Here is a 19,787-nt window from a genome sequence, read left to right as displayed (position 1 = left end):
GGGATTCGGGCGGAGATGGACGGGCCGCTCACTGAACGATCACGTCCTTGAACAGCACCGCCTCGGCCTTGGCGGGATGCAGCGCGATGTTGACCCGCCGCAGCAGCTCCTCGCGCAGGCGGTACAGGCCGGTCGAGCCGGCCAGATCGCTCGCCCGGATCTCGCGCAGATAGGTCTGGAAGGCGTCCTCCACCCGCGGCAGCAGCGGCTTGACCGTCGCCTCGACCTTGGCGTCCTTCAGTTCCAGCGCGACGCGCAGCTTGAGCACGTTGGCCTTGGTCGCTCCCGGATCGGGGCTGAGGTTGACCATCATGTCGCGCACATCGAGGAAGACGGCCTGGGCCTTCGGATCGACCTTCTCGGCCGCGTGCTCGCCATGGGCATCGGCATGCGCCGCCCGGCTCTTCATGAAGAAGAACCCGCCCCCGCCGCCGCCGAGGAGCAGAACCGCCGCGGCGATGATGATGAGCTTCTTCTTGGACTTCGGCGCTTCCGCCGCGCCCTCTTCGCCCTCGGCCGCGGGCGCCTTCTTCGGCTTCTTGGCCATCTGCTGCTCGTCGGCGAACCGGTTCGGAACGATCGGGCGAGGCTCGCGCGCAGGACGCAATCCCCTTCACTCCCTTCTCGACCGACGTGGTTAACCCTCGGTTAAGGCGGCAGAACTTGCCGGGTCGGACTTGCCGCCGGCGCGGTGCGCGCTGGTGCCCGTTTCCAGACCGCAATGCCTCAAGTCATTGTCCGTCAAGGTAAAAACGAGACCGGCCGGATTGGCACGGCCCCTGCGGTGGAGAGCACGAACCCGTCGCCATCCGAGGCACACCATGCAGAACGCGCTCTTCGTCGGAGTCTCCGCTCAGGCCGCGCTCGCCCGCGAACTCGACGTCATCGCCAACAACATGGCCAACGTCTCGACCACCGGCTTCAAGGCGCGCTCCGCCCGGTTTCAGGAATACCTGATGCCGGTGGCCTCCGCCGACAGCTTCCAGCGCTCCGACCGGCGCCTCTCCTACGTGATCGACCAGGGCACGCCGCTCGACCTCTCGCAGGGACCGGTCGAGCCCGACGGCAACCCGATGCACGTGGCCCTGCGCGGGGACGCCTTCCTCGCCGTTCAGACCCCGCAGGGGGTGCGCTACACCCGTAACGGCGCCTTCGAACTCGACGCGGGGGGCAATCTCGTCACCTCGGACGGCTACGCGGTGCAGGGCGACGGCGGCCCGATCACCATCGGCCAGCAGGAGACGGGCCTCGCGATCGCGCCCGACGGCACGGTCTCGACCAATCTCGGCATCCGCGGCCGCCTGCGCCTCGTCACCTTCGCCAACGCGCAGGCGCTGAAGTCGGAGGGGGCCAACCTGTTCTCGTCCGAGGCGCCCGCCCGGCCCGCCGGTCCCGGCGCGCATCTCGAGCCCGGCGCGTTGGAGCGCTCCAACGTGAAGCCGGTGGTCGAGATGACCCGGCTGATGGACGTGAACCGCACCTACACCATGGTCTCGAGCGTGATCTCGCGCCTCGACGACCTGCGCGGCACGGCGATCCGCCGTCTCGCCGACGTCGCCTGATCTCCCGGCTCTAAGGACCGACGCCGATGCGCGCCCTCTACGCCGCCGCCACGGGCATGGCGGCCCAGGAACTCAACGTCCAGGTCATCTCGAACAACATCGCGAACCTGCGCACCACCGGCTACAAGCGCCAGCAGGTGCATTTCCAGGACCTGCTGTACCAGAACCTGCGTCGCTCGGGCTCCTCGACCTCGGACCAGAACACGATCCTGCCCGCCGGCCTCGCCCTGGGCTCCGGCGTGAAGACCACCTCGACCGCCCGCGCCATGACGCAGGGCCCGCTGGCCCAGACCGAGAAGGACTACGACGTCGCAATCCGCGGCGAGGGCTTCTTCCGCATCCGCCTGCCCGACGGGCGTACCGCCTATAGCCGCGACGGTTCGTTCGACCTCGACGCGCAGGGGCAGATGGTGACCCGCGACGGCTACCTGCTCGATCCCGGCGTGACGGTGCCCAACACCGCAACCTCGGTGACGATCTCGGCCACCGGCGCCGTCCAGGCGACCCTGCCCGGCCAGACCGCGCCCCAGGCACTCGGCCAGTTCCAGCTCGCCCGCTTCGTCAACAAGGTCGGTCTCGAATCGATCGGCGACAACCTGTTCGTGGAGACCGCCGCCTCCGGGCCGGCCATCACCGGCCTGCCGGGCTCCGAGGGCTTCGGCAATCTGCAGCAGAACTACCTCGAAGAGGCCAACGTCAACGCGGTCACCGAGATCTCGTCGCTGATCGCGGCCCAGCGCGCCTACGAGATGAACTCCAAGGTCGTCACCGCCGCCGACCAGATGCTCTCCACCACCTCGCAGATGTTCCGCGGCTGAGGATCCGACCCGTGACGCACAACCACAGGCCGCTCCGCCACTCCGTCCCGCCCGCCGTCACCCCCCTGTCGCGCGGCGTGATCGGCCGGACCGTCGTCGCGCTCGCCGCCTTCATGGCGATGACCCTGTTCGCCCTGCCGCTGATGGCCGCGGGCTCTCCGTTGCGCCTGCGCGGCGACGTGACCGCGCGCGGCGACACGCTGAGCCTCGGCGACCTCGTCGAGGGTGCGCCGTCCGAACTCGCCGCCCGCCCGCTGTTCCGCGCCCCGGCGCTCGGCGCGATCGGCACGATCCAGGCCCGCCGCATCATCGAATCCGTCGCTGCCCTCGGCCTCACCGGCATCGAGACCGGCGGCCGGGTGCAGGTCACGGTGCAGCGCGCCGCCCGCCGGGTCGGTCCGCCGGAGATCGAGGCCGCCTTGAAGCGGGCGCTCGAGACCGGCTACGGCCTCGAGGCCAAGGCGCTGTCGGTGCGGCTCGACGGCGACGCGCCGGTGCTGCTCGCCCCGCTCGATCTCGACGGACAGGCGGCGGCGGTCGATGTCACCTACGATCCCCGCTCCCGCCGGGTCGCCGGTCTGATCGTGCTCGGCGAGCGGCAGGCCTCGCTCCGGGTCGCCGGCGTCGCGGTCGAGACCCGCGAAGTGGCGGTGCTGACCCGCAGCCTCAATCGCGGCGAGGCGATCGCCAGTGCCGACCTCTCGATCGAGCGCCGGCCGCGCGACGCCGTCCCGGCCGACGTGCAGGGCGCGCCGGGTCTGGTCCAGGGCCAGGTGGCGCAGCGTTCCCTGAGCGCCGGTTCGGTCCTGCGCTCGGGCGACGTGGCGCCGCCCGATCTCGTCGCCCGCGGCGAGAGCGTCGCCATCGTGTTCGAGACACCCGGAGTTTCACTCTCGATGCGCGGCGTCGCCAACGAGAACGGCCGGCTCGGCGCCAGCGTCGCGGTGACCAATGGCGCCTCGAAGAAGGTGCTCCAGGCCGTGGTGATCGGCCCCGGCCGCGTCTCGGTCGGACCCGCGCCGCAGCCGCAGCCCGTCCTTCAGGCCAGCGCCGCTCCTTGAGCGGCTCGTCCCTCCCCCGCCCTTCCCCTCTCGCCAGCGCCGGATCCCTCCGATGACCGCTCGCCGCACTCTTCCCCGCCTCGCCGTGATCCTGGCGCTCGCGCCGCTCGGCGCCTGCAACACCGTCGACCGCCTCTCGCAGGTGGGGGCTACCCCGTCGCTCTCGGCAATCGAGGATCCGACCGCCCAGCCCGGCTACCGGCCGGTGCGCATGGCGATGCCGGACGTGGCGCCGGTCTCCTACGCGCCGAACTCCCTGTGGCGCACGGGCTCGCGCGCCTTCTTCAAGGATCAGCGCGCCGCCCGCATCGGCGACCTCCTCACCGTCAAGGTCAACGTGACCGACCGGGCCAATCTCAACAACGAGACCAAGCGCTCGCGCACCAACGCCGAGGGCTTCGGCCTGCCCAACGCCTTCGGGCTGGAGAAGAGCGCGGGCGTGGCCGCCGCGGGCATCTCCCCCGACAAGCTCATCAACGGGACCTCGACCTCGTCGAGCGACGGCGCGGGCTCGGTTCAGCGCGCCGAGACGGTGACCACCAACGTCGCAGCGGTCGTCACCCAAGTGCTGCCGAACGGCAACCTCGTGGTGGAGGGCAAGCAGGAGATCCGCATCAACTTCGAGGTGCGTGAGCTGATCGTCGCGGGCGTGGTGCGGCCCGAGGACATCGAGTCCGACAACACGATCGACTCGAGCAAGATCGCCCAGGCCCGCATCGCCTATGGCGGCCGCGGCCAGATCACCGACGTGCAGCAGCCGCGCTACGGTCAGCAGCTCGTCGATATTCTGCTGCCGTTCTGATCGTGGGGCGCGGCGGCCTCAATGCTCGGTGCCCGGCCGGTTCGGCCGCGGCGCCTCGCCGTGGGTCTGGGTGAAGGCCGAGCGCTGCGGGTCATGCTTCGATTGCGCCACCCGGCCCCGCTGCCAGATGGCGAAGGCCGCGACGAGGACAATGGTCACGATCGCGAGCAACGGAATCAGCACATCGTTCGACACAGCCATTTCCTCCGGTGATTGTGTTCGGGGGCAAGTGGCGCGCGAACGGAAAGTTCCGAATAGTCAAGCCGCTCCAATCTGTGGGGGCTGGCTGAGGCGATGACTTCGCCGAACGTTATCAGCACAAAATAAGATTGAAATCCTCGTGTCGCGACCCTGATCGGATATTGGGCGGGTCGGGCCGTTCGTCACGCTGCGGTGCGCAGGATCGAGCCGTAACGTTTGAACACTTCGCCCCGCGGGTCGCCTGTTGCCGCGGGCGTGGCGCCGGACATCACCCCCATATAATCCTCAGCCGCCGACGACAGGGCGCCATCCTTCAGGGTCATCACGCCGGACAGCTTCTGGATGTCGAGCATGCGCGCGGTGTAGCGTCCGTAGGCCGCCTCCTGCTCGTCCCGGCTTCGCGCGCTCTTCTTCTCGTCGTTGTAAAGCTCCAGCGACTTCTGCGCGGCCCGCATGGCCTTCAGGGAGGCGACGCTCTCGAACTCCTTGGCCAATTCAGGATCGTCCCTGAACATCTTCTCGATCTTCTTCCGGTAGGGGCTGTCACTCACGACAATTCCCGACTCGATCCGAAGCGAGACCGGATCGTCGAGCGGGATGCCCTTCTCCGCGAAGGCCGCGCTCAGCCGGCTCGCGAGGGCATCGGAGCGCAGCTTCAGGCGCTCGTCGAAGGATCGGGTGGCGTTGGCGACCGCGTCTTGCGCGGTCTTGAGGCGGTCGAGGACCGCCTGATCGGTCTCGGAGCGCTTCACCACGGCTGCGGCGGGCGGGAGGCCGCGACTGGTCTGCGCGCCCTGCGGTCCGCTCGGGCGCCTCGCGGAAGCGGGATCGAGTGGCGCACCGTGACGCGCTGCCGACCCGCCCTCGCGGTTCGCGGTGATCGCGGACATCGACGTCCCTCCCCCTCGACGAGCGAAGCCGCCGAAGCGTCGCGAATCGGTCGGCCCCGGTTGTGCTGCAACCATAAGATCGGCTTCCGGTTGCCGAACCGTGAACGGCGCGCCCCGGCCGGGCCGCCGTCACAGGCTGCGTGACAGCACCAGCGGTCCGCCTTGCGCGCCCCGGCCGTAGGGCGAGGGCGAGACCGAGGGCCGTCCGTAGACGGACGGCGTGCGCGTCTTGGCCACTTCCTCGGCGAGCGCCTTCACCAGGCTTTCGGAGACGGCGCGGGCGGTGGCGAGCACCTGCTGGTTGGTCTCGACCACGGTGGCGAAGCGATGCTGCGCCGTCTTCAGCGCCTCCAATCCCTCCGGCGCGAAGCGGGCGAGCGCGATCGCGTTGGCCTTGGCCGTCTCCAGGCCGTTCATGTAGGCCGAGGCGAGCTCGGATTTCGACGCGGAATCCGCCAGCGCCTGGGCAATCCGCCCGGTCCGGACACCCTCGCTCTCGCGGGCGAGCACGCCTTCCAGCGCCCCCATCGTCGCGAGCAGGCTCTGCACGAAGCCGAGGGCGGCGGCGCGGTCGGTCAGGCGCAGGGGAGGGTTCGGATCAGCGGCCACCGCCCGCCTCCTGCATGCGCATCATCTCGGAATAGACCTGATTGCTGATTCCGACGCCGCCGGTTTTCACGATGGCATTGGCGTATTCCTTGGTCAGCATCGAGCGCCAGACATTGCCGCCGGTGCCGTTCTCGCCGAGCGGCCCCTCCGTGCCCTCGCTCTGCGTCAGCTTCTCCAAGCTGTCTTCGAGGAACATCTTCTCGAAGTCGTCGGCGGTCTTGCGGGCCTTGGCCGAGGCGGTGGCCTTGGCGGTGTCCATGGTGTCGGCATCGGTCTTGGCGAGCGAGCCGATCAGGCTCTTGCCGACGCCGACCGCGGCGGAGGCCGCGAAGGTTGCGAGGGGCAGCATGGTGCGATCTCCCAATCCGAAATGAATTACATCAGCTCGATATCGGCCTGGAGCGCGCCGGCCGTCTTGATCGCCTGAAGGATCGAGATCAGGTCGCGGGGGCCCACGCCGAGGGCGTTGAGACCATCCACCAACTCGCGCAGGCTCACGCCCTCCTTGACCAGGGCGAGCTTGTTGCCGTCACCGGTATCGACCTTCACGCCGGTGCGCGGCACGATCGCGGTCTGACCGTTCGACAGCGGCGCGGGCTGGCTCACCATCGGCTGCTCGGTGATCGTCACCGTGAGGTTGCCCTGGGCGATGGCGACCGTCGAGACGCGCACGTCGCGGCCCATGACGATGATGCCGGAGCGCTCGTCCACCACGACCCGCGCGGTCTGGTCTGGCTCGACCTTGAGCTGCTCCACCTCGGTGATGAGGCGGATCATGTTGCCGCGGTACTTTGCGGGGATCTGGAGCGTGATGGTGGCCGGATCGGTCGGCTCGGCGGTGTCGGCGCCCATGAAGTCGTTGATCGCCGAGGCGATGCGCTTGGCCGTCGTGAAGTCGGGGTTGCGCAGCGAGAGGCGCAGGCTGCGCGCCTCGTTGAGCTTGAACGCCATCTCGCGCTCGATCAGCGCGCCGTTGGAGATGCGCCCGTTGGTCGGCACGCCGCGGGTGATCTTGGCCGCCTCGCCCTCCGCCGCGAAGCCAGCGATCGCCACCGACCCTTGTGCCAGCGCATAGATCTCCCCGTCGGCGCCGAGCAGGGAGGTGGCGACCAGCGTCCCGCCCTGGAGCGACTTGGCGTCGCCGAGCGAGGAAACGGTGACGTCGATATGCGTGCCCTGGGTGGCGAAGGGCGGGAGGTTGGCCGTCACCATCACCGCCGCGAGGTTCTGCGTGCGCATCGTGGCGCCGCGGGTGTTGATGCCGAGCCGTTCCAGCATCGCCTGCAGCGACTGCTTGGTGAAGGGGATGTTGTTGAGCGTGTCGCCGGTGCCGTTGAGGCCGACCACGATGCCGTAGCCGACGAGCTGATTGGTGCGCACACCCTCGACGGCGGCGAGATCCTTGACCCGCGACAGGGCGCTGGCCGGGGCCGGCGGTAGCAGCGCCGTCAGGCAGGCAAGCACCGCGATCAGCGGGCGGGCGAGGGAAAAGCGAGGCAGGGGCATCGGGACTCGGCGACGGGTCTGGGCGTCTTCGCGCCGAACGGATCTGTGCCAGGGCCGTGCCAAACTCCAAGTAACTGATGACGCGATACTTTCTTCGCTAGAGCCGCGCTGCGGCGACCTTCGCATGGGCAGCGTTTCCTGCCGCCCCGGCAGCTTCTGCCGAGCTGTTTACTGGTGCTTAACCGTGTCGGATGATTGCTTCACTCGTCGGCGCCTGTCGTAAATCGGCGGGCGCGAGAAGGTTTCGAACCAAGATGCGCGTCGACCCACGCTTTGCCGCCGCTGTCGCGAGTGCGCTGACCGCGCCCCGCCGCGCGGCCGCACCGGGCGCCTTCGCACCCGCCGGCACCGAGGAGGCACCCCGCGCCACGACCGCGGGCACGAGCCAGACCGGCATGCTCAGCGGACTCGACACGATCCTCACCCTTCAGGGGCAGGACGGGGCCGAGGCGCAGAAGGAGCGCCGCCGCCGCTCGGTGCAGCGCGGGCACGACCTGCTCGACGGGCTCGACCGGCTGAAGGCGGCGCTGATCGGCGGCCGCGTGGCGACGCGCGACCTTCAGGCCATTGCCGGCCGCCTCGCCGAGCGGATGGCGGAGAGCGGCGACCCGCGCCTCGACGGACTCGTCGCCGAGATCGAGCTGCGTGCGGCGGTCGAACTTGCCAAGCTCGAGGCGCCGATCGGACGTTGAGCATGAAAAAGGCCGAACCCCTGGCGAGGTCCGGCCCGGAACGACACGATCTATGCGATCACCAGTAATAGGGCCGCGGACGGTAGTAGCCGTAGGGCCGGTAGAACGGCCGCGGGCGGTAATAGCCCGGAGGCGGCCCGCCCCAGTAGCGCCGCGGACCCCAGTTCGGGCGGCAGATGCCCCAGGGATTGGGATGGAACCCCGGCCCGCAGCCACCGGCGGTGCGCTCGACGAGCGCGTTGTCCGTCGCGGTCGCGAGGGGAGCGGGGCTGAAGGGAGCTGCCTGGGCCGAACCCGCCACACCGAGGCTGCCGGCGATCACCGCAGCCAATGCGAACGCCTTCGCGTGCGTCATCGTACGATTTCTCCGTTCGGGCCGAAGCTTACGGCCGATGTGCAAAGCTAGGTCCTGTTCGATGAACCGAAGCTGACTGGATCCTCTCCTCCGCGGTGACCGGTGCTGATCCTCGCCCGGTCTTCGTGCACATTGGCGTGATCGGCGCGCGCCGCGTCGACGTCTTGTCGGCCCGTTCTGCGAGAGACGAGCCCCATCCCTGCAGACGGCAGGATCACCGCTCGCCTTCGTTGCGTGCTGCCTCGTCGCGATTGACGGCTGCGCTTCGTTCCTCGACAAGGCTGGCCGCGTGAGCGGGCGCGCGCCGGTCTCGCCGGGTCGCAAGGGAAACGTCCGCGCCGCGATGCTGTTCAACTCCTTCGTCTTCCTGCTCGCCTTCCTGCCGGTCGCGCTGGTGCTGCACGCCGCGGCCGAGCGCTATCGGCCGCAATGGCGGCTGCCGCTGCTCGTCGGACTGTCCTTCGTCTTCTACGCGTGGTGGGACTGGCGCTTCCTGCCGCTGCTCCTCGTCTCCATCGGCCTGAACTGGCTCGTCGCCCGTGTGCTGCCGCGGGATCGTTCAGGCTGGCTGTTTCCGGCCGCGCTCGCGGGCAATCTCGCGGTGCTCGGCGCCTTCAAGTATCTCGGCTTTCTCACCGATCTCGCCGACCTGATCCCCGGCATCGACCTTCCGCGGATCGACCTGGCCCTGCCGCTCGGGATCTCGTTCTTCACCTTCCACCACATCATGTACCTGACGGACCTGAGGGCCGGGCGCGCCCCGTCCTACGGGTTGACCCGCTACGCCCTCTACATCGCCTTCTTCCCGCAGGTTCTCGCCGGCCCGCTCGTGCGCTGGAGCGAGATCATGCACCAGTTCGACGAGCGTCCCTACGCCCGGCCCGACGCCGCCGAGCGGATCGGGCGCGGTCTGATGCTGCTCACCGTGGGCCTCGCCAAGAAGGTGTTCCTCGGCGATCCGCTCTCGGTCTACGTCAACCCGGTGTTCCAGGCGGCCGCCGCGGGCAAGGCCGTCACCGTCGCCGAGGCGTGGCAGGCGACGCTCGGCTTCACCTTCCAGATCTATTTCGATTTCTCCGGCTATACCGACATGGCGCTCGGCCTGGCGCTGCTGTTCGGGATCGTGCTGCCGCAGAACTTCGACGTGCCCTACCGCGCCACCTCGCTGCGCGACTTCTGGCGGCGCTGGCACATGACGCTGTCGCGCTTCCTGCGCGACTACCTCTACATCGCCATGGGCGGAAACCGGCGCGGTCTCGCGGTCCAGGTCGGGGCCTTGTTCGCCACCATGACGCTCGGCGGCCTGTGGCACGGGGCGGGGCTGACCTTCGTCGCCTGGGGCGCCGCCCACGGCATCGGTCTCGGGGCCGGCGTGCTGTGGCGCCGGGCGGGAGGGCGGATGCCGCACCTGCTGGGCTGGACGCTGACCGCCGGCTTCGTGATCCTGACCTGGGTCCTGTTCCGCGCGACCTCGTTCGAGGCGGCCCTCGCGATCTACAAGGGGCTGTTCGGGCTGGCCCCGACGGGTTCCGGCTTCAAGTGGCGCACGATCCTGATCGCCGCCGCCGTCGCGATGATCGGTCCGACCGCCTGGGCCGCGGTACACCGCCTGCCTCCGAACCGCTGGCTCGCAGCGGCCTTCGCCCTGTTGTTCGTCGTCGTGCTCCTCAAGATCGGAGACGATGCGAACTACGAGTTCATCTACTTCCAGTTCTAGATCACCGTACGTTTGCCCGTGTAAACTATGTGGTATAAACCATTGCGGCTGCTCGATTTTCGTCGAGCAGCCTTTTTTACATGCTTTTGCGGTCGTCGCGAAAATACCCGCAGTACAAAAGATCGTCAAAAAACGCACGTAAAATGCTGATATTGCCAGATAAAATTAACGCGATAGGACAGAAGGACGTTCGGGCGCCGCAGCAGGAGACAGCCGTTCTAGGTCTCGCGGCTCATTGGGGCGAGGCTCGTTAACCGAGCATGCTCTGCGCGATAGGCAGGAGCAGGGTTTTCCAGTATACTTGTCGTCCAATAAGCGAGGTAAGCCTCTGCTACTGAACGACGATTTCACTTATACGGTTAAGGAAACGATCTGGGACAACGGGGAGCGCTTCGCGTTCACCGAGGGCCCGGACGGTCTCGGGGCATACTGGCCCGTTCTCTACGCGGTCACGCGCCTGCGCTCGCCGGGGCATTCCTCCGGCACGATGATTGGCAAGGCTCGGGTCATCGCCCAGTTTCACATCTGGGCGGAGAGGAGCGGCATCGATCTGCTCGAACGCCTCCAGGGGCTCCGCTTCTTCCGGCCGTTCGAGATCGAGGGCCTCCGGCAATCCCTTCGATCCGCCGGCGTCGGCTCTCGCCGTGGGGATGCGACGGTCTCCCCTGCCGTCTGGATCACGCGCTGCCGGATCGTCGCCAGGTATATCGAGTGGCACGCCGGCTTCGGCATTCAGAAGCTCGACCGCGTGGATGTCTCGTTCCAGGAAGCCCGCGAACGGCTGCAAGATTGCCAAAAGTGGCTCGTGGCTGACCTGCCCAAGCCCGTGCCCGTCAGCCGGGAGGGCCTGGACGAGCAACAGCAGGCTGCTCTCCTGCGCGCCATCGTCCCGGGCTCCGCGGCAAACCCGTTCCCCGCCAAGTACCAGTTCCGGAACTTCGTGCTGGTGCTCCTCTACTACCAGCTCGGCCTCAGGCTGTCCGAAGCCCTGGCCTTGAAGACGACCGACCTGCGCTTGGAGGGACCCACCCCCAGGCTGTTCGTCGTACGCAGAGCCGACGATCCCGCCGACACGCGCCAGCGGCAGCCCTTGGTGAAGACGAAGGCTCGTCCCCTGCCGGTGGCCAAGGCGCTGGCCAGGGTATTGTGGGACTGGATCATCAAGGATCGCAAGGACAAGAAGATCTACGGGAAAGCCAGCAGATCCGAATACGTGTTCGTGTCCCGCCGCGGGGTGGGCCTCTCGAAAAGTTCTGCTGAGGCGATCTTCCGCACGCTGCGCACGTGCGAGGGCGTTCCAGGGAACATGAGCGCGCATCTGCTCCGGCATACGTGGAACGACCGGTTCTCACGGTTAGCCGACGATGCGGAACTGCGGGAGGCGGTCGAGAAGCAACTGCGCAACTTCCTGATGGGCTGGAAGGAAACCTCCGAGCAGGGGGCGTCCTACGCCCGCAGAGCGACACAAGAGGAGGCCGACCGTTTGATGCTTACCATGCAGAACGACCTCGTGCCGGAGGCCTGACGATGGCAGGCGTGACACGTACGGCTCCGACAGCTTCCCCGGACGGACCCTTCGTGCAGGGGCGGGGCATCGTGATCGACCGTGCGGGCCTGAAGGTCGACTGCACCGGTCCGATCTGGCGGATGAACGACCTGGCGAGCGCGGGCAGCCGCATCGACTGGGCGCGGCTGTCCGGCGTGCGGGACGAGGTGCGTTCGGCGACGGCCGACTATCTGGTCGAGCTCATCCGCACGCATGCGCCCGTGTACGCGCCGACGGCGTTCGGCGTGTTGTCGCGGATGATGGGCACGGACGCGTTCCCACAGCAGGTGGCGATGCCGGGTACGACAATCGGCTTCGAGCCGTTCGAGGAGATCCGCATCCTCCGCCGCTGGACCGCGACGTACCTCCACCATTACCGGATGTGGTATGTCTGGTGCGCCCGCCGCGATTACCCCGGCTTCGACCGCGCGGTCGCCGATCGCCTGGACGAGGTCTCCATCGGCAGCGATCCGAAGGGCCGTGCGGTCCTGTCGGACGACCCCCGGGACGGCCCGCTCACGGACCTGGAGACCACCGCGCTCGCGAACGCTCTGCGCGCCGCCGACGAGCTCGGGACGTTGAGCCCGATGGAGTCGGTCGCCGTCTGGCTGTTCCTGGCGCTCGGCTCCAACCCCTTGAACCTGGCGTTGCTCCGCGCCGACGATTACCAGCCCATGTCCGACCCGGGCACGGGGGCCGTCGTCCATCGGCTGAAGGTGCCCCGTATCAAGAAGCGCCACGCCAAGTACCGGACCGCGTTCAAGACCCGGAAGCTGAACCCGGAGATCGGCGCCAAGGTCGCCGCTCTGGTCGCGGCCAACGAGGAGCGGGCGCGGCGCGACGGGTGGCCTCATGGGGACTTCGCCATGCCGCTGTTCGTGAGGGCGTCGCCCCGCTCGGCGGTCGCGGAGTCTGACCACCGGGCCTTCGCGATGCATCTCGATTCGACCGAGGTCCGGACGCTCCTGGTCAACACCGTGGACAAGCTCGGCGTGATCTCACCTCGGACCGGGGAGCCGCTGCGCGTGGTCCCCAGGCGCCTGCGCTACACGTTCATCACCCGGTTCCTGCGGGAGGGAGGCAGCCTCAAGGCGGCGGCCGAGGCGGCCGACCATTCGGACACGCAGACCGTCATCACCTACGTCAACCTGCGCGGGGATCTGGTGCCCCGTCTGGACGAGGCCCTCGCCTTGCAGATGGCGCCGATGGGCATGGCGTTCATGGGCATGGTCGTACGGTCCGAGGCGGAGGCCGTCCGCGGGGACGTTGGCGCGCCGAGCCGCGTCTACCACCATGCGCGCGACCGCGGGGCCATCGAGCCGGTGGGCACCTGCGGTTCGTTCGCCTTCTGCGGCCTGACCGCCCCCACCGCCTGCTACGAGTGCGTCCGCTTCCAGCCGTGGCTGGACGGGCCCCACGACGAGGTTCTTCGGACGTACGTGGCCCGTCGACAGGACATGATGGATCGGGGCGTCGACGAGGGTCAGGTCCGAACCATGGACCGCACGATCCTCGCCGTGGCCGCCGTGGTGCGACAGGTCGCCGAGTTCAGGCAGGGAGACGCCGCATGACGGTCCATGTCCTTGTCACGGCCCGCCAGCGGACCGCGGCGGCGAACCTCGCGCACGTGATCGAGGAGGCCCGAGCCAGCCAAGCGTTCGGGCCCGACCTCGACTTCGACGCGATGATCTGGGCCTTGCCGCGCGACCGTGGTCGTCACCCCTCGATGAACAACGCGCGGGCGCTGTACTTCAGCCGCAACCCGCCCGACGGGAGGCGTACCCATGTCCATCACACCAAGCGTGCGGATACGGATCGCCCGTTGGCGCAACCGTTCAGCGACTTCCTGAAGGCTTACGTCAGGCTGGCCGACGCGAACAAGGCGCGCAAGATGCTCGGCGACTACGGCAACATGATCCGCGCCGGCCGCTGGCTACACGACGTGTTGGAGCCGAAGGACCACGACCCCTGCCGCCTCACCACGGAGGACTTCGCCGCCGCCTTCGCCGCCTTCGAGGCCGGAGGGGCAAGGGACGCGGCGAGGTACGCGATGGGATCGCACCTCTCGCGGCTTGCGAACTTCGTCACGCGACGCGGCATTGCGCTGGCCCCCATCGAGTTCCCGAACCCGGTTTCCGGCAAGGCCCTGGCCGGACACCGGCAGGGCGGCGCGGAGCTGGAGGCCGTCCGAGCGGCCAAGCTCCCGAGCGACGCCGTGTTGGACGCGTTGGCGGACATCGCCAGCAGGGTCGTGGACGACACCGACCTCGTCCTGATGCGGACCATCGAGCTGATGGTCTGCGCCCCTTGGCGCATCCACGAGATCCTTACGATGCCCGCCGAGTGCGAGGTGACGCGGGAGCTCACGGAAAAAGGCGAGCCCCTGATCGACGCCTCCGGGAAGCCCGCGGTCGGATACGGCCTGCGCTATCACGGCGGCAAGGGTCACGGCTGGGACATCAAGTGGATCCCGACCGCGATGGTGGACGTGGCGAAGCGCGCCATCGCCGACCTGCGGCGCATCACCGAGCCTTCCCGCGCCGTCGCTCGATGGCTCGCGGCGAATCCCGGACGGGCCTGGGTGCCGGAACCCTGGACCGGCGCCGATCCGGACATGATCCTCGGCACGAACGAGGTCTCGCTCATCGTGAAGGGCGAGAAGGACCCCATCGCCGGCCGCGACTTCATCGTGAAGAACGACGTGCCCCACCGTCGGTCCGGGGTTGCCTACGAGGTTCGCCTGGGCGACGTCGAGGCTGAGCTCCTGAGCCGCATGGGCGAGATCCCCGAAGGGCACGAGGGCGTCCGGCGCGAGGATCATCTCCTGATCCTTCCCGCGGGGTTCTTCGGAACGCGATGGCTCCGGCGCCCGACGGTCGTGCGCTTCCTGGCGTACTACGAAATCCAGAACTGCCTGACGGGGCGTGCCAACGTCGCGTCGATTTTCGAGCGTTTCGGGCACGTCGACGCCGAGGGCGCCCCGCTGCGCATGACTTCGCATGCCCTACGCCATTGGCTGAACACCCTGGCTCAGGACGGCGGGGCGTCGCAGGTCGACATCGCGCGCTGGTCGGGCCGCAAGACCGTCGACCAGAACGCGGCCTACAACCACCTCAGCGGGATCGCCCTGGCCGAGAAGGCGCGCGAGCTGATGGAGGCTGGATCGGTCAAGGGGCCCATCGCGGGCATGGCGGACCGGTTGCCGCCGATGGACAGGGCCGACTTCCTGAAGGCGGGCATCGCCACGGCCCACACCACCGACCTCGGCATGTGCGTGAACGACTGGTCCCTGGCGCCCTGCCATCACCACGGCTCCTGCGCGGACTGCTGCGACCATCTGGTCGTGAAGGGAGATGCGGCCCAACGGGGCCGGGCGGAAATCCTGCTCGCCGAAACGGAGTTCCTCCTCGGCAAGGCGCGGGAGGAGATGGCCGAGGAATCGTTCGGTGCATCCAACTGGGTTGCCCACCAGGAGCGAATGCAGGCCGGCCTCAGGGCCGTCCTCGCCGCACATGACGACCCAGCCGTCGCCGACGGGACGTTGGTCCAGGCGAACCCGCGGGGGGCGCTGCGGGGCCCGTTACGCATGCTCGGCGGGGCCGATCCGTCCTAGCCGACCCAAAGCCGGCGGACAGGTCCGCCCGACATCCTTAACCGAACACCAACGGAGAACGGTCATGCTGCTCGCGCGGGTGGCTGCACCGGGACGCGCCATGCGCGTCGCCGGCAGCCGGGATCGGTCGAGGAGGCGCTTAGGCATGGCGCGGGGGACGGCGGCTGGCCCTGGACGAAAGCGGGTCGTCGGGCGCCGCCGGCTCAAGCCGCAAGAGATCGCCGACCTCGTCCGCGAGATCCGGACGTGGGACTACGCCAGGGAGCCCCTGACGTGGGGGGCCATCATCGATCTCGCGGAGGGCCTGTTCGGCCACAGGTGGAGACGCCAGACCCTCGAAGGCCACGACGCGGTCAAGAAGGCGTTCCAGACGCGCCAGGAGGAGGGCCCGCGCAAGGCCCGCAGGGCGCCGCGCGATGCCGCCATGGCGCTCTATGCCAAGAAGGTCGAGGCTCTCATGGAGGAGAACCGCCTGCTCGCGGAGAAGCTGGCGGCCTACGAGCAACGGTTCGCCCGTTGGGCGGTCAACGCCTTCCTCCTCAAGGGCCTGACCGAAGGGGAACTCGACGCCAAGCTTCTGCCCACGGACCGCGGGCAGACCGACCCCAAGCTTAAGGGGGGCGTCAAGTGAGCGCCGGCGGGAAGTCAGGTCCGGCGCTCGGCGCCGAGAATGTTGAGAAGCTACGCGCCTACCTCGACGATCTGCGGGAAAGGGGCGTGCCGCTGCCGATGCGCGGCGGTGAGGTCAACCGATCTGCCATCGCCCTGGCCTGCGGCTTCAACCGGCAAGTGCTCTACGTGAACGAGGGAGCCAAGGCTCTCCTAGACGAGGCCGTCGTCGGGGCCGGCTTGGGCGAGGACCTGGAGCATGAAGGGGGCGACGACGACAAACCCGTCACCCGTTCCGACAAGCGGGACAGGCGCATCCACCAGCTCGAACAGGCCAACGCCGCCCTCCGTGCCGAGAACCACGGCCTGCGCGAACGGCTGCGTCGGCTGGAACACGTCGAGGCCGTGATGATGGCCGGGCGCCGCGTCGCGCCATGAGGTCCCGTCCCTTGGTGAGATCGAAGACTGACCGTCCCTCGGAGCCGACCTGCGTACAGCAGGCCGCCGCGCGCAGGGCAGGGGAAGGGATCGCGCGTAGCGCGACGCTTGCGCTTGTCCCTTCCCCGGACCGAGCACGGTGGCATGATGGGAGCAGGTCGGCGGGGCAGGCGCCGCGGTTTCGGGCGTGCTCGACATGCTGACGCCAGTCGGGACCGCCCTCATTCGCCACCTGGCGCAGGATCCCGCCTTTGTCGGCATCGGCCCCGCCGCGGCTGCCCGCTTGTGGGACCGGTTCGGCGATGAGTTGCCCCGCGTGCTCGGAGCGGGCGCCGCCGACCTGCTGGCGACCGTCGTCGGCGAGGATCGTGCCGCCGGCCTCGTCGTCGCTTGGCGGGAGCATCTGGCCGTCGGGGACATCGTGGTCTGGCTAAGCGAGAACGGCTTTGACCTTCGCCTGGCCGGCCGCATCCTCGCTCTGTGGGGCGCGGACGCCGCCCGACGCTTGCGGAAACGACCCTATGACCTCATGGCCCTGGCGCCATGGAAGGCCGTTGATCAGGCCGCCCTGCAGAGCGGCGTGAAGGAGGATGATCCCGCCCGTCTGGTGGCTGCGGTCGAGAGTGTTCTGTACGACCGCTTCGAGGAGCACCACACCTGGATCGCCGGCGATGAGCTCATAGAGGAGATCAGCCAAAAGCTCGAACCGGCGGGTGGCATGGCGAGGGAAGCCTTGCGCCTCGCCGTCGAGGAAGGTGCGGCCTTTGCCTTTGCCGACGGTTACCAGGCAGCCGGCGCGCATATGATGGAGGGTTATGTCGCCGCTCGACTGAGCGCGATGATGGCTGCGCCACCGACGGGGGATCTCGTCGCCCGCCCGATAACAGATGCGGACGTCGAGACATGGCTGCGGCGCGAGCAGGACGCCGCTGGATGGACCCTCGACCCCGAACAGCGCCAAGCCGTGCGGATGGGTGCCGTGGCCGCGCTGGGACTCCTCGTGGGCGGCGCCGGTGTCGGCAAGACCACCGTTCTGAAGGCCGTCTGCGGCGTTGTCGAGGCCCACGGCCACGCGGTGCATCTTGTCGCCCTGGCCGGTCGCGCGGCCGTCCGAATGAGCGAGGCGACACACCGCCCGGCCTCGACCATCGCCGCCTTCCTCGGTCGCATAGAAGCCGGTGAAGTCGCCCTCGGCCCCCAGTCCCTGCTCGTCGTGGACGAGGCCTCGATGGTCGACCTACCGACAGCCTACCGCATCCTCCGGCGCCTGCCGGACGGGTGCCGGCTCCTGCTGGTGGGCGACGATGCCCAGTTGCCGCCCATCGGCTTCGGCCTGGTCTTCCACAAGCTCGTGGCCCTTCCCGAGGTACCTTTGGTGAGGCTGATTCGGGTGCATCGGCAGGCGGCAGCCACCGGGATCCCTCACGTGGCCGTGACCGTACGGGCCGGGACGGTGCCCAAGATGAATGGGGAGCTGCGAGGCCCTCAGCCGGGCGTCGTCTTCCTCGATGGTTCATCCGGCGGTCAGGCGACCCTCGACGATATCGTTGACGCTGTCGCGGCATGCGGGGGGTGGCGGGACGACATGCGTGTCCTGTGTCCGACGAAGGGGGGTGACGTCGGCACCGAGGCCGTCAACGCGTATTTCCACGACATCCTCACCCACGGTCGCGAGTGCATGGCGGGGACGGGCTTCGCCGTCGGCGAACCGGTGATGTTCCTGCGGAACGACTACCGCCTCGACCTGCGCAATGGGTCCCTCGGCATGGTCACAGGTATCGCCACAGAGGCACTGGAGGTCGACTTCGACGGGGTGCACCACGAACTCGCCGGCCGAAACCTGGATGACACGGCGCTCGCCTACGCCATCACGGTTCACAAGGCTCAAGGAACCGCGTTCCGTCGAATTGTGGTTCCGGTCGCGCCAACGCGCCTTCTCGACCGATCCCTGGTCTATACGGCAATAACGCGCGCTCAGGAGCAGGCCGTGCTGGTCGGCGACCGGAAGGCCTTCGAGAAGGCCGTCACCGGGCCGATGAGCGCGCATGTTCGCCAGACCGGGCTCCTGTCCGCTCTCATGACGCAGGCCGCGGCTGGCTGAGATTGATGCAGGTGGTGCCCGGCATCGGGTGCCGTGGCGAGGACGCTTTTGACGTGGTAGAATCCAGCGAATCGGGAAAGTCGTTTTCCGACAAGGGCTTCACACACACAGTTGGCGCTCCTGCCTCAGATAAATACTACTGAGATGGTGTCCGCGTCCCACAGCGCCGGACCGCGGAACTGGGCGGCCTTCGCGCGCCTGTTCCTCGGAACGGCGATCGGCCTGCTCGCGGGCTATCTCGCGCTGGCGTTCCTGATCGATCCCTACGACAGCGGCCGCTCGACGCTGTTCTCGGCCGGCGCCGTTCGCCCGCAGGGTCCGCGCACCGCCGCGGCCTCGCGCGGGCGCGACCCGGCCTTCGCGGGCGCGGTGTTCGGCAACTCCCACATCCAGCTCGTCGAGCCGGCTCGGCTCAAGTCAGCGACCGGCATTCCCTTCGTTCAGCTCTCCGTCCCCGCGACCGGACCCGGTGAGCAGCTCGCCCTGCTCGCCTGGTTCCTGCGCCACCATCCGGCACCGCAGGCCATCGTTCTGTCGATCGATGATTACTGGTGCAGCGACGATCCGGCGCTGGCCAACGACAAGCCGTTTCCATTCTGGCTCTACAGCCACGAACCGCCGGCCTATCTGCGCGGCCTCCTGCGCTTCTCCGTGGCTCAGGAAGTGGTCGGCCGCGTCGGCTGGCTCCTCGGCCCGCGCCGCAAGCGGGCGGCCGCGGATGGCTGGTGGGATTACGAGCCGGATTACCTGAAGCTCGGCGCCCTCGACGGAGAGCGCTTCCGCGCCGCCCGCGAGACCCCGGTCCCCGACGCGCCGGCGTCGGGCAAGGCGGGTCCGGATTTCCCCGCCGCCGAGCGCCTCGGCACCGCCCTCGCCGGGCTGCCTCCCGAGACCGCCGTCGTCATGGTTTTTCCGCCGGTCTACGCCGCCGGTCTACCGCGTCCCGGCACGCCGCGCGATCGCGCCGAAACCGCCTGCCGGCAGGCGATGGCGGCAACGCTGCAGCGGCACGCCCGCAGCGCCGTCGTCGATGGCCGGCGCGAGCGGCCGGCCCTGCACGATCCCGCCCTGTTCTTCGATCAGACCCATTACCGGCACGGTCTCGCCCACCCCCTCTCGGACGAGATCGCCGACGCGATCATCGGGCTGCGCAGCCGACCGTGAACGCGGAAGGGGCCCGCGGGAGCGGCCGACAGCTGACATCTGGGATCTGTGTCTCGCGCCCGCGAAGTGCTGCCGGGGATCGCGCCGAGGATCAACTTGATGT

Annotated in this window: 20 protein-coding genes; 13 read left to right on the top strand and 7 right to left on the bottom strand. The window is 68.7% G+C overall.

Annotated features, from left to right (window positions below):
- Window positions 1-28 precede the first annotated feature (28 nt).
- Entirely contained in the window at window positions 29-547 is a 519-nt protein-coding gene (gene fliL, locus MPPM_RS16580) for a flagellar basal body-associated protein FliL (RefSeq protein ID WP_096487886.1), read from the bottom strand.
- Between the two features lie 274 nt (window positions 548-821).
- On the opposite strand from fliL, the gene flgF reads away from it, so the two are divergent.
- Genes flgF through flgH form a run of 4 tightly spaced genes read left to right on the top strand, consistent with a single transcriptional unit; the run spans window position 822 to window position 4,243 of the window.
- On the top strand, window positions 822-1,562 hold the full coding sequence (flgF, locus tag MPPM_RS16575) for a flagellar basal-body rod protein FlgF (RefSeq protein WP_096485997.1): 741 nt from the start codon (window positions 822-824) through the stop codon (window positions 1,560-1,562).
- A gap of 26 nt (window positions 1,563-1,588) precedes the next feature.
- Window positions 1,589-2,380, top strand: a complete 792-nt coding sequence (gene flgG, locus MPPM_RS16570) for a flagellar basal-body rod protein FlgG (protein ID WP_017486303.1) — start codon at window positions 1,589-1,591, stop codon at window positions 2,378-2,380.
- 11 nt (window positions 2,381-2,391) lie between these two features.
- Window positions 2,392-3,441, top strand: coding sequence for a flagellar basal body P-ring formation chaperone FlgA (gene flgA / locus MPPM_RS16565; RefSeq protein ID WP_096485996.1), 1,050 nt, complete (start codon window positions 2,392-2,394; stop codon window positions 3,439-3,441).
- 52 nt (window positions 3,442-3,493) lie between these two features.
- Complete coding sequence (gene flgH, locus MPPM_RS16560) at window positions 3,494-4,243, top strand: flagellar basal body L-ring protein FlgH (RefSeq protein WP_096485995.1); 750 nt, start codon at window positions 3,494-3,496, stop codon at window positions 4,241-4,243.
- 18 nt (window positions 4,244-4,261) lie between these two features.
- On the opposite strand, the gene MPPM_RS28395 is transcribed toward flgH, so the two are convergent.
- The 5 genes from MPPM_RS28395 to MPPM_RS16535 all read right to left on the bottom strand — a co-directional run bounded on the left by MPPM_RS28395 (window position 4,262) and on the right by MPPM_RS16535 (window position 7,443).
- Window positions 4,262-4,444 (bottom strand): hypothetical protein, encoded by a 183-nt coding sequence (locus MPPM_RS28395; RefSeq protein WP_017486300.1) that lies wholly within the window; start codon window positions 4,442-4,444, stop codon window positions 4,262-4,264.
- A 182-nt stretch (window positions 4,445-4,626) separates the two neighbouring features.
- Entirely contained in the window at window positions 4,627-5,334 is a 708-nt protein-coding gene (locus MPPM_RS16550) for a hypothetical protein (protein WP_096485994.1), read from the bottom strand.
- A gap of 129 nt (window positions 5,335-5,463) precedes the next feature.
- On the bottom strand, window positions 5,464-5,943 hold the full coding sequence (locus MPPM_RS16545) for a hypothetical protein (RefSeq protein ID WP_096485993.1): 480 nt from the start codon (window positions 5,941-5,943) through the stop codon (window positions 5,464-5,466).
- Window positions 5,933-6,292, bottom strand: coding sequence for a rod-binding protein (locus MPPM_RS16540; protein ID WP_096485992.1), 360 nt, complete (start codon window positions 6,290-6,292; stop codon window positions 5,933-5,935). The genes MPPM_RS16545 and MPPM_RS16540 overlap by 11 nt, the downstream gene beginning before the upstream one ends.
- Before the next feature lie 26 nt (window positions 6,293-6,318).
- The gene (locus MPPM_RS16535) at window positions 6,319-7,443 is read right to left on the bottom strand and encodes a flagellar basal body P-ring protein FlgI (RefSeq protein ID WP_432419859.1); all 1,125 of its coding nucleotides are present in this window, start codon (window positions 7,441-7,443) and stop codon (window positions 6,319-6,321) included.
- Window positions 7,444-7,703: 260 nt separating this feature from the next.
- On the opposite strand from MPPM_RS16535, the gene MPPM_RS16530 reads away from it, so the two are divergent.
- A complete protein-coding gene (locus MPPM_RS16530; RefSeq protein WP_096485990.1) occupies window positions 7,704-8,141 on the top strand; it encodes a flagellar assembly protein FliX in 438 nt (145 codons plus the stop codon).
- Between the two features lie 58 nt (window positions 8,142-8,199).
- Here MPPM_RS16530 and MPPM_RS16525 read toward each other — a convergent pair whose 3' ends face one another.
- Complete coding sequence (locus tag MPPM_RS16525) at window positions 8,200-8,496, bottom strand: GCG_CRPN prefix-to-repeats domain-containing protein (RefSeq protein ID WP_017486294.1); 297 nt, start codon at window positions 8,494-8,496, stop codon at window positions 8,200-8,202.
- A 343-nt stretch (window positions 8,497-8,839) separates the two neighbouring features.
- Between MPPM_RS16525 and MPPM_RS16520 the strand changes: the two genes are divergently transcribed.
- From MPPM_RS16520 to MPPM_RS16485, 8 genes are all read left to right on the top strand, one after another.
- On the top strand, window positions 8,840-10,213 hold the full coding sequence (locus MPPM_RS16520) for an MBOAT family O-acyltransferase (protein WP_096485989.1): 1,374 nt from the start codon (window positions 8,840-8,842) through the stop codon (window positions 10,211-10,213).
- Window positions 10,214-10,514: 301 nt separating this feature from the next.
- Complete coding sequence (locus MPPM_RS16515; protein WP_096485988.1) at window positions 10,515-11,738, top strand: tyrosine-type recombinase/integrase; 1,224 nt, start codon at window positions 10,515-10,517, stop codon at window positions 11,736-11,738.
- Between the two features lie 71 nt (window positions 11,739-11,809).
- Complete coding sequence (locus MPPM_RS16510; protein ID WP_157914201.1) at window positions 11,810-13,330, top strand: site-specific integrase; 1,521 nt, start codon at window positions 11,810-11,812, stop codon at window positions 13,328-13,330.
- Window positions 13,327-15,372 (top strand): hypothetical protein, encoded by a 2,046-nt coding sequence (locus MPPM_RS16505; RefSeq protein ID WP_096485986.1) that lies wholly within the window; start codon window positions 13,327-13,329, stop codon window positions 15,370-15,372. The genes MPPM_RS16510 and MPPM_RS16505 overlap by 4 nt, the downstream gene beginning before the upstream one ends.
- A gap of 145 nt (window positions 15,373-15,517) precedes the next feature.
- On the top strand, window positions 15,518-16,003 hold the full coding sequence (locus MPPM_RS16500) for a hypothetical protein (protein WP_096485985.1): 486 nt from the start codon (window positions 15,518-15,520) through the stop codon (window positions 16,001-16,003).
- A complete protein-coding gene (locus MPPM_RS16495; protein ID WP_096485984.1) occupies window positions 16,000-16,419 on the top strand; it encodes a VPA1267 family protein in 420 nt (139 codons plus the stop codon). Before MPPM_RS16500 ends, MPPM_RS16495 begins: the two co-directional genes overlap by 4 nt.
- Before the next feature lie 196 nt (window positions 16,420-16,615).
- Complete coding sequence (locus MPPM_RS16490) at window positions 16,616-18,520, top strand: AAA family ATPase (RefSeq protein ID WP_244573576.1); 1,905 nt, start codon at window positions 16,616-16,618, stop codon at window positions 18,518-18,520.
- A gap of 144 nt (window positions 18,521-18,664) precedes the next feature.
- A complete protein-coding gene (locus MPPM_RS16485; protein ID WP_096485982.1) occupies window positions 18,665-19,684 on the top strand; it encodes a hypothetical protein in 1,020 nt (339 codons plus the stop codon).
- Window positions 19,685-19,787: the final 103 nt, after the last annotated feature.

Origin of the sequence: Methylorubrum populi (assembly GCF_002355515.1) — a bacterium.
Taxonomy (GTDB): domain Bacteria; phylum Pseudomonadota; class Alphaproteobacteria; order Rhizobiales; family Beijerinckiaceae; genus Methylobacterium; species Methylobacterium populi_A.
Note: the sequence above shows the minus strand (reverse complement) of the source record. Positions and strands in the feature narration are given on the sequence as shown.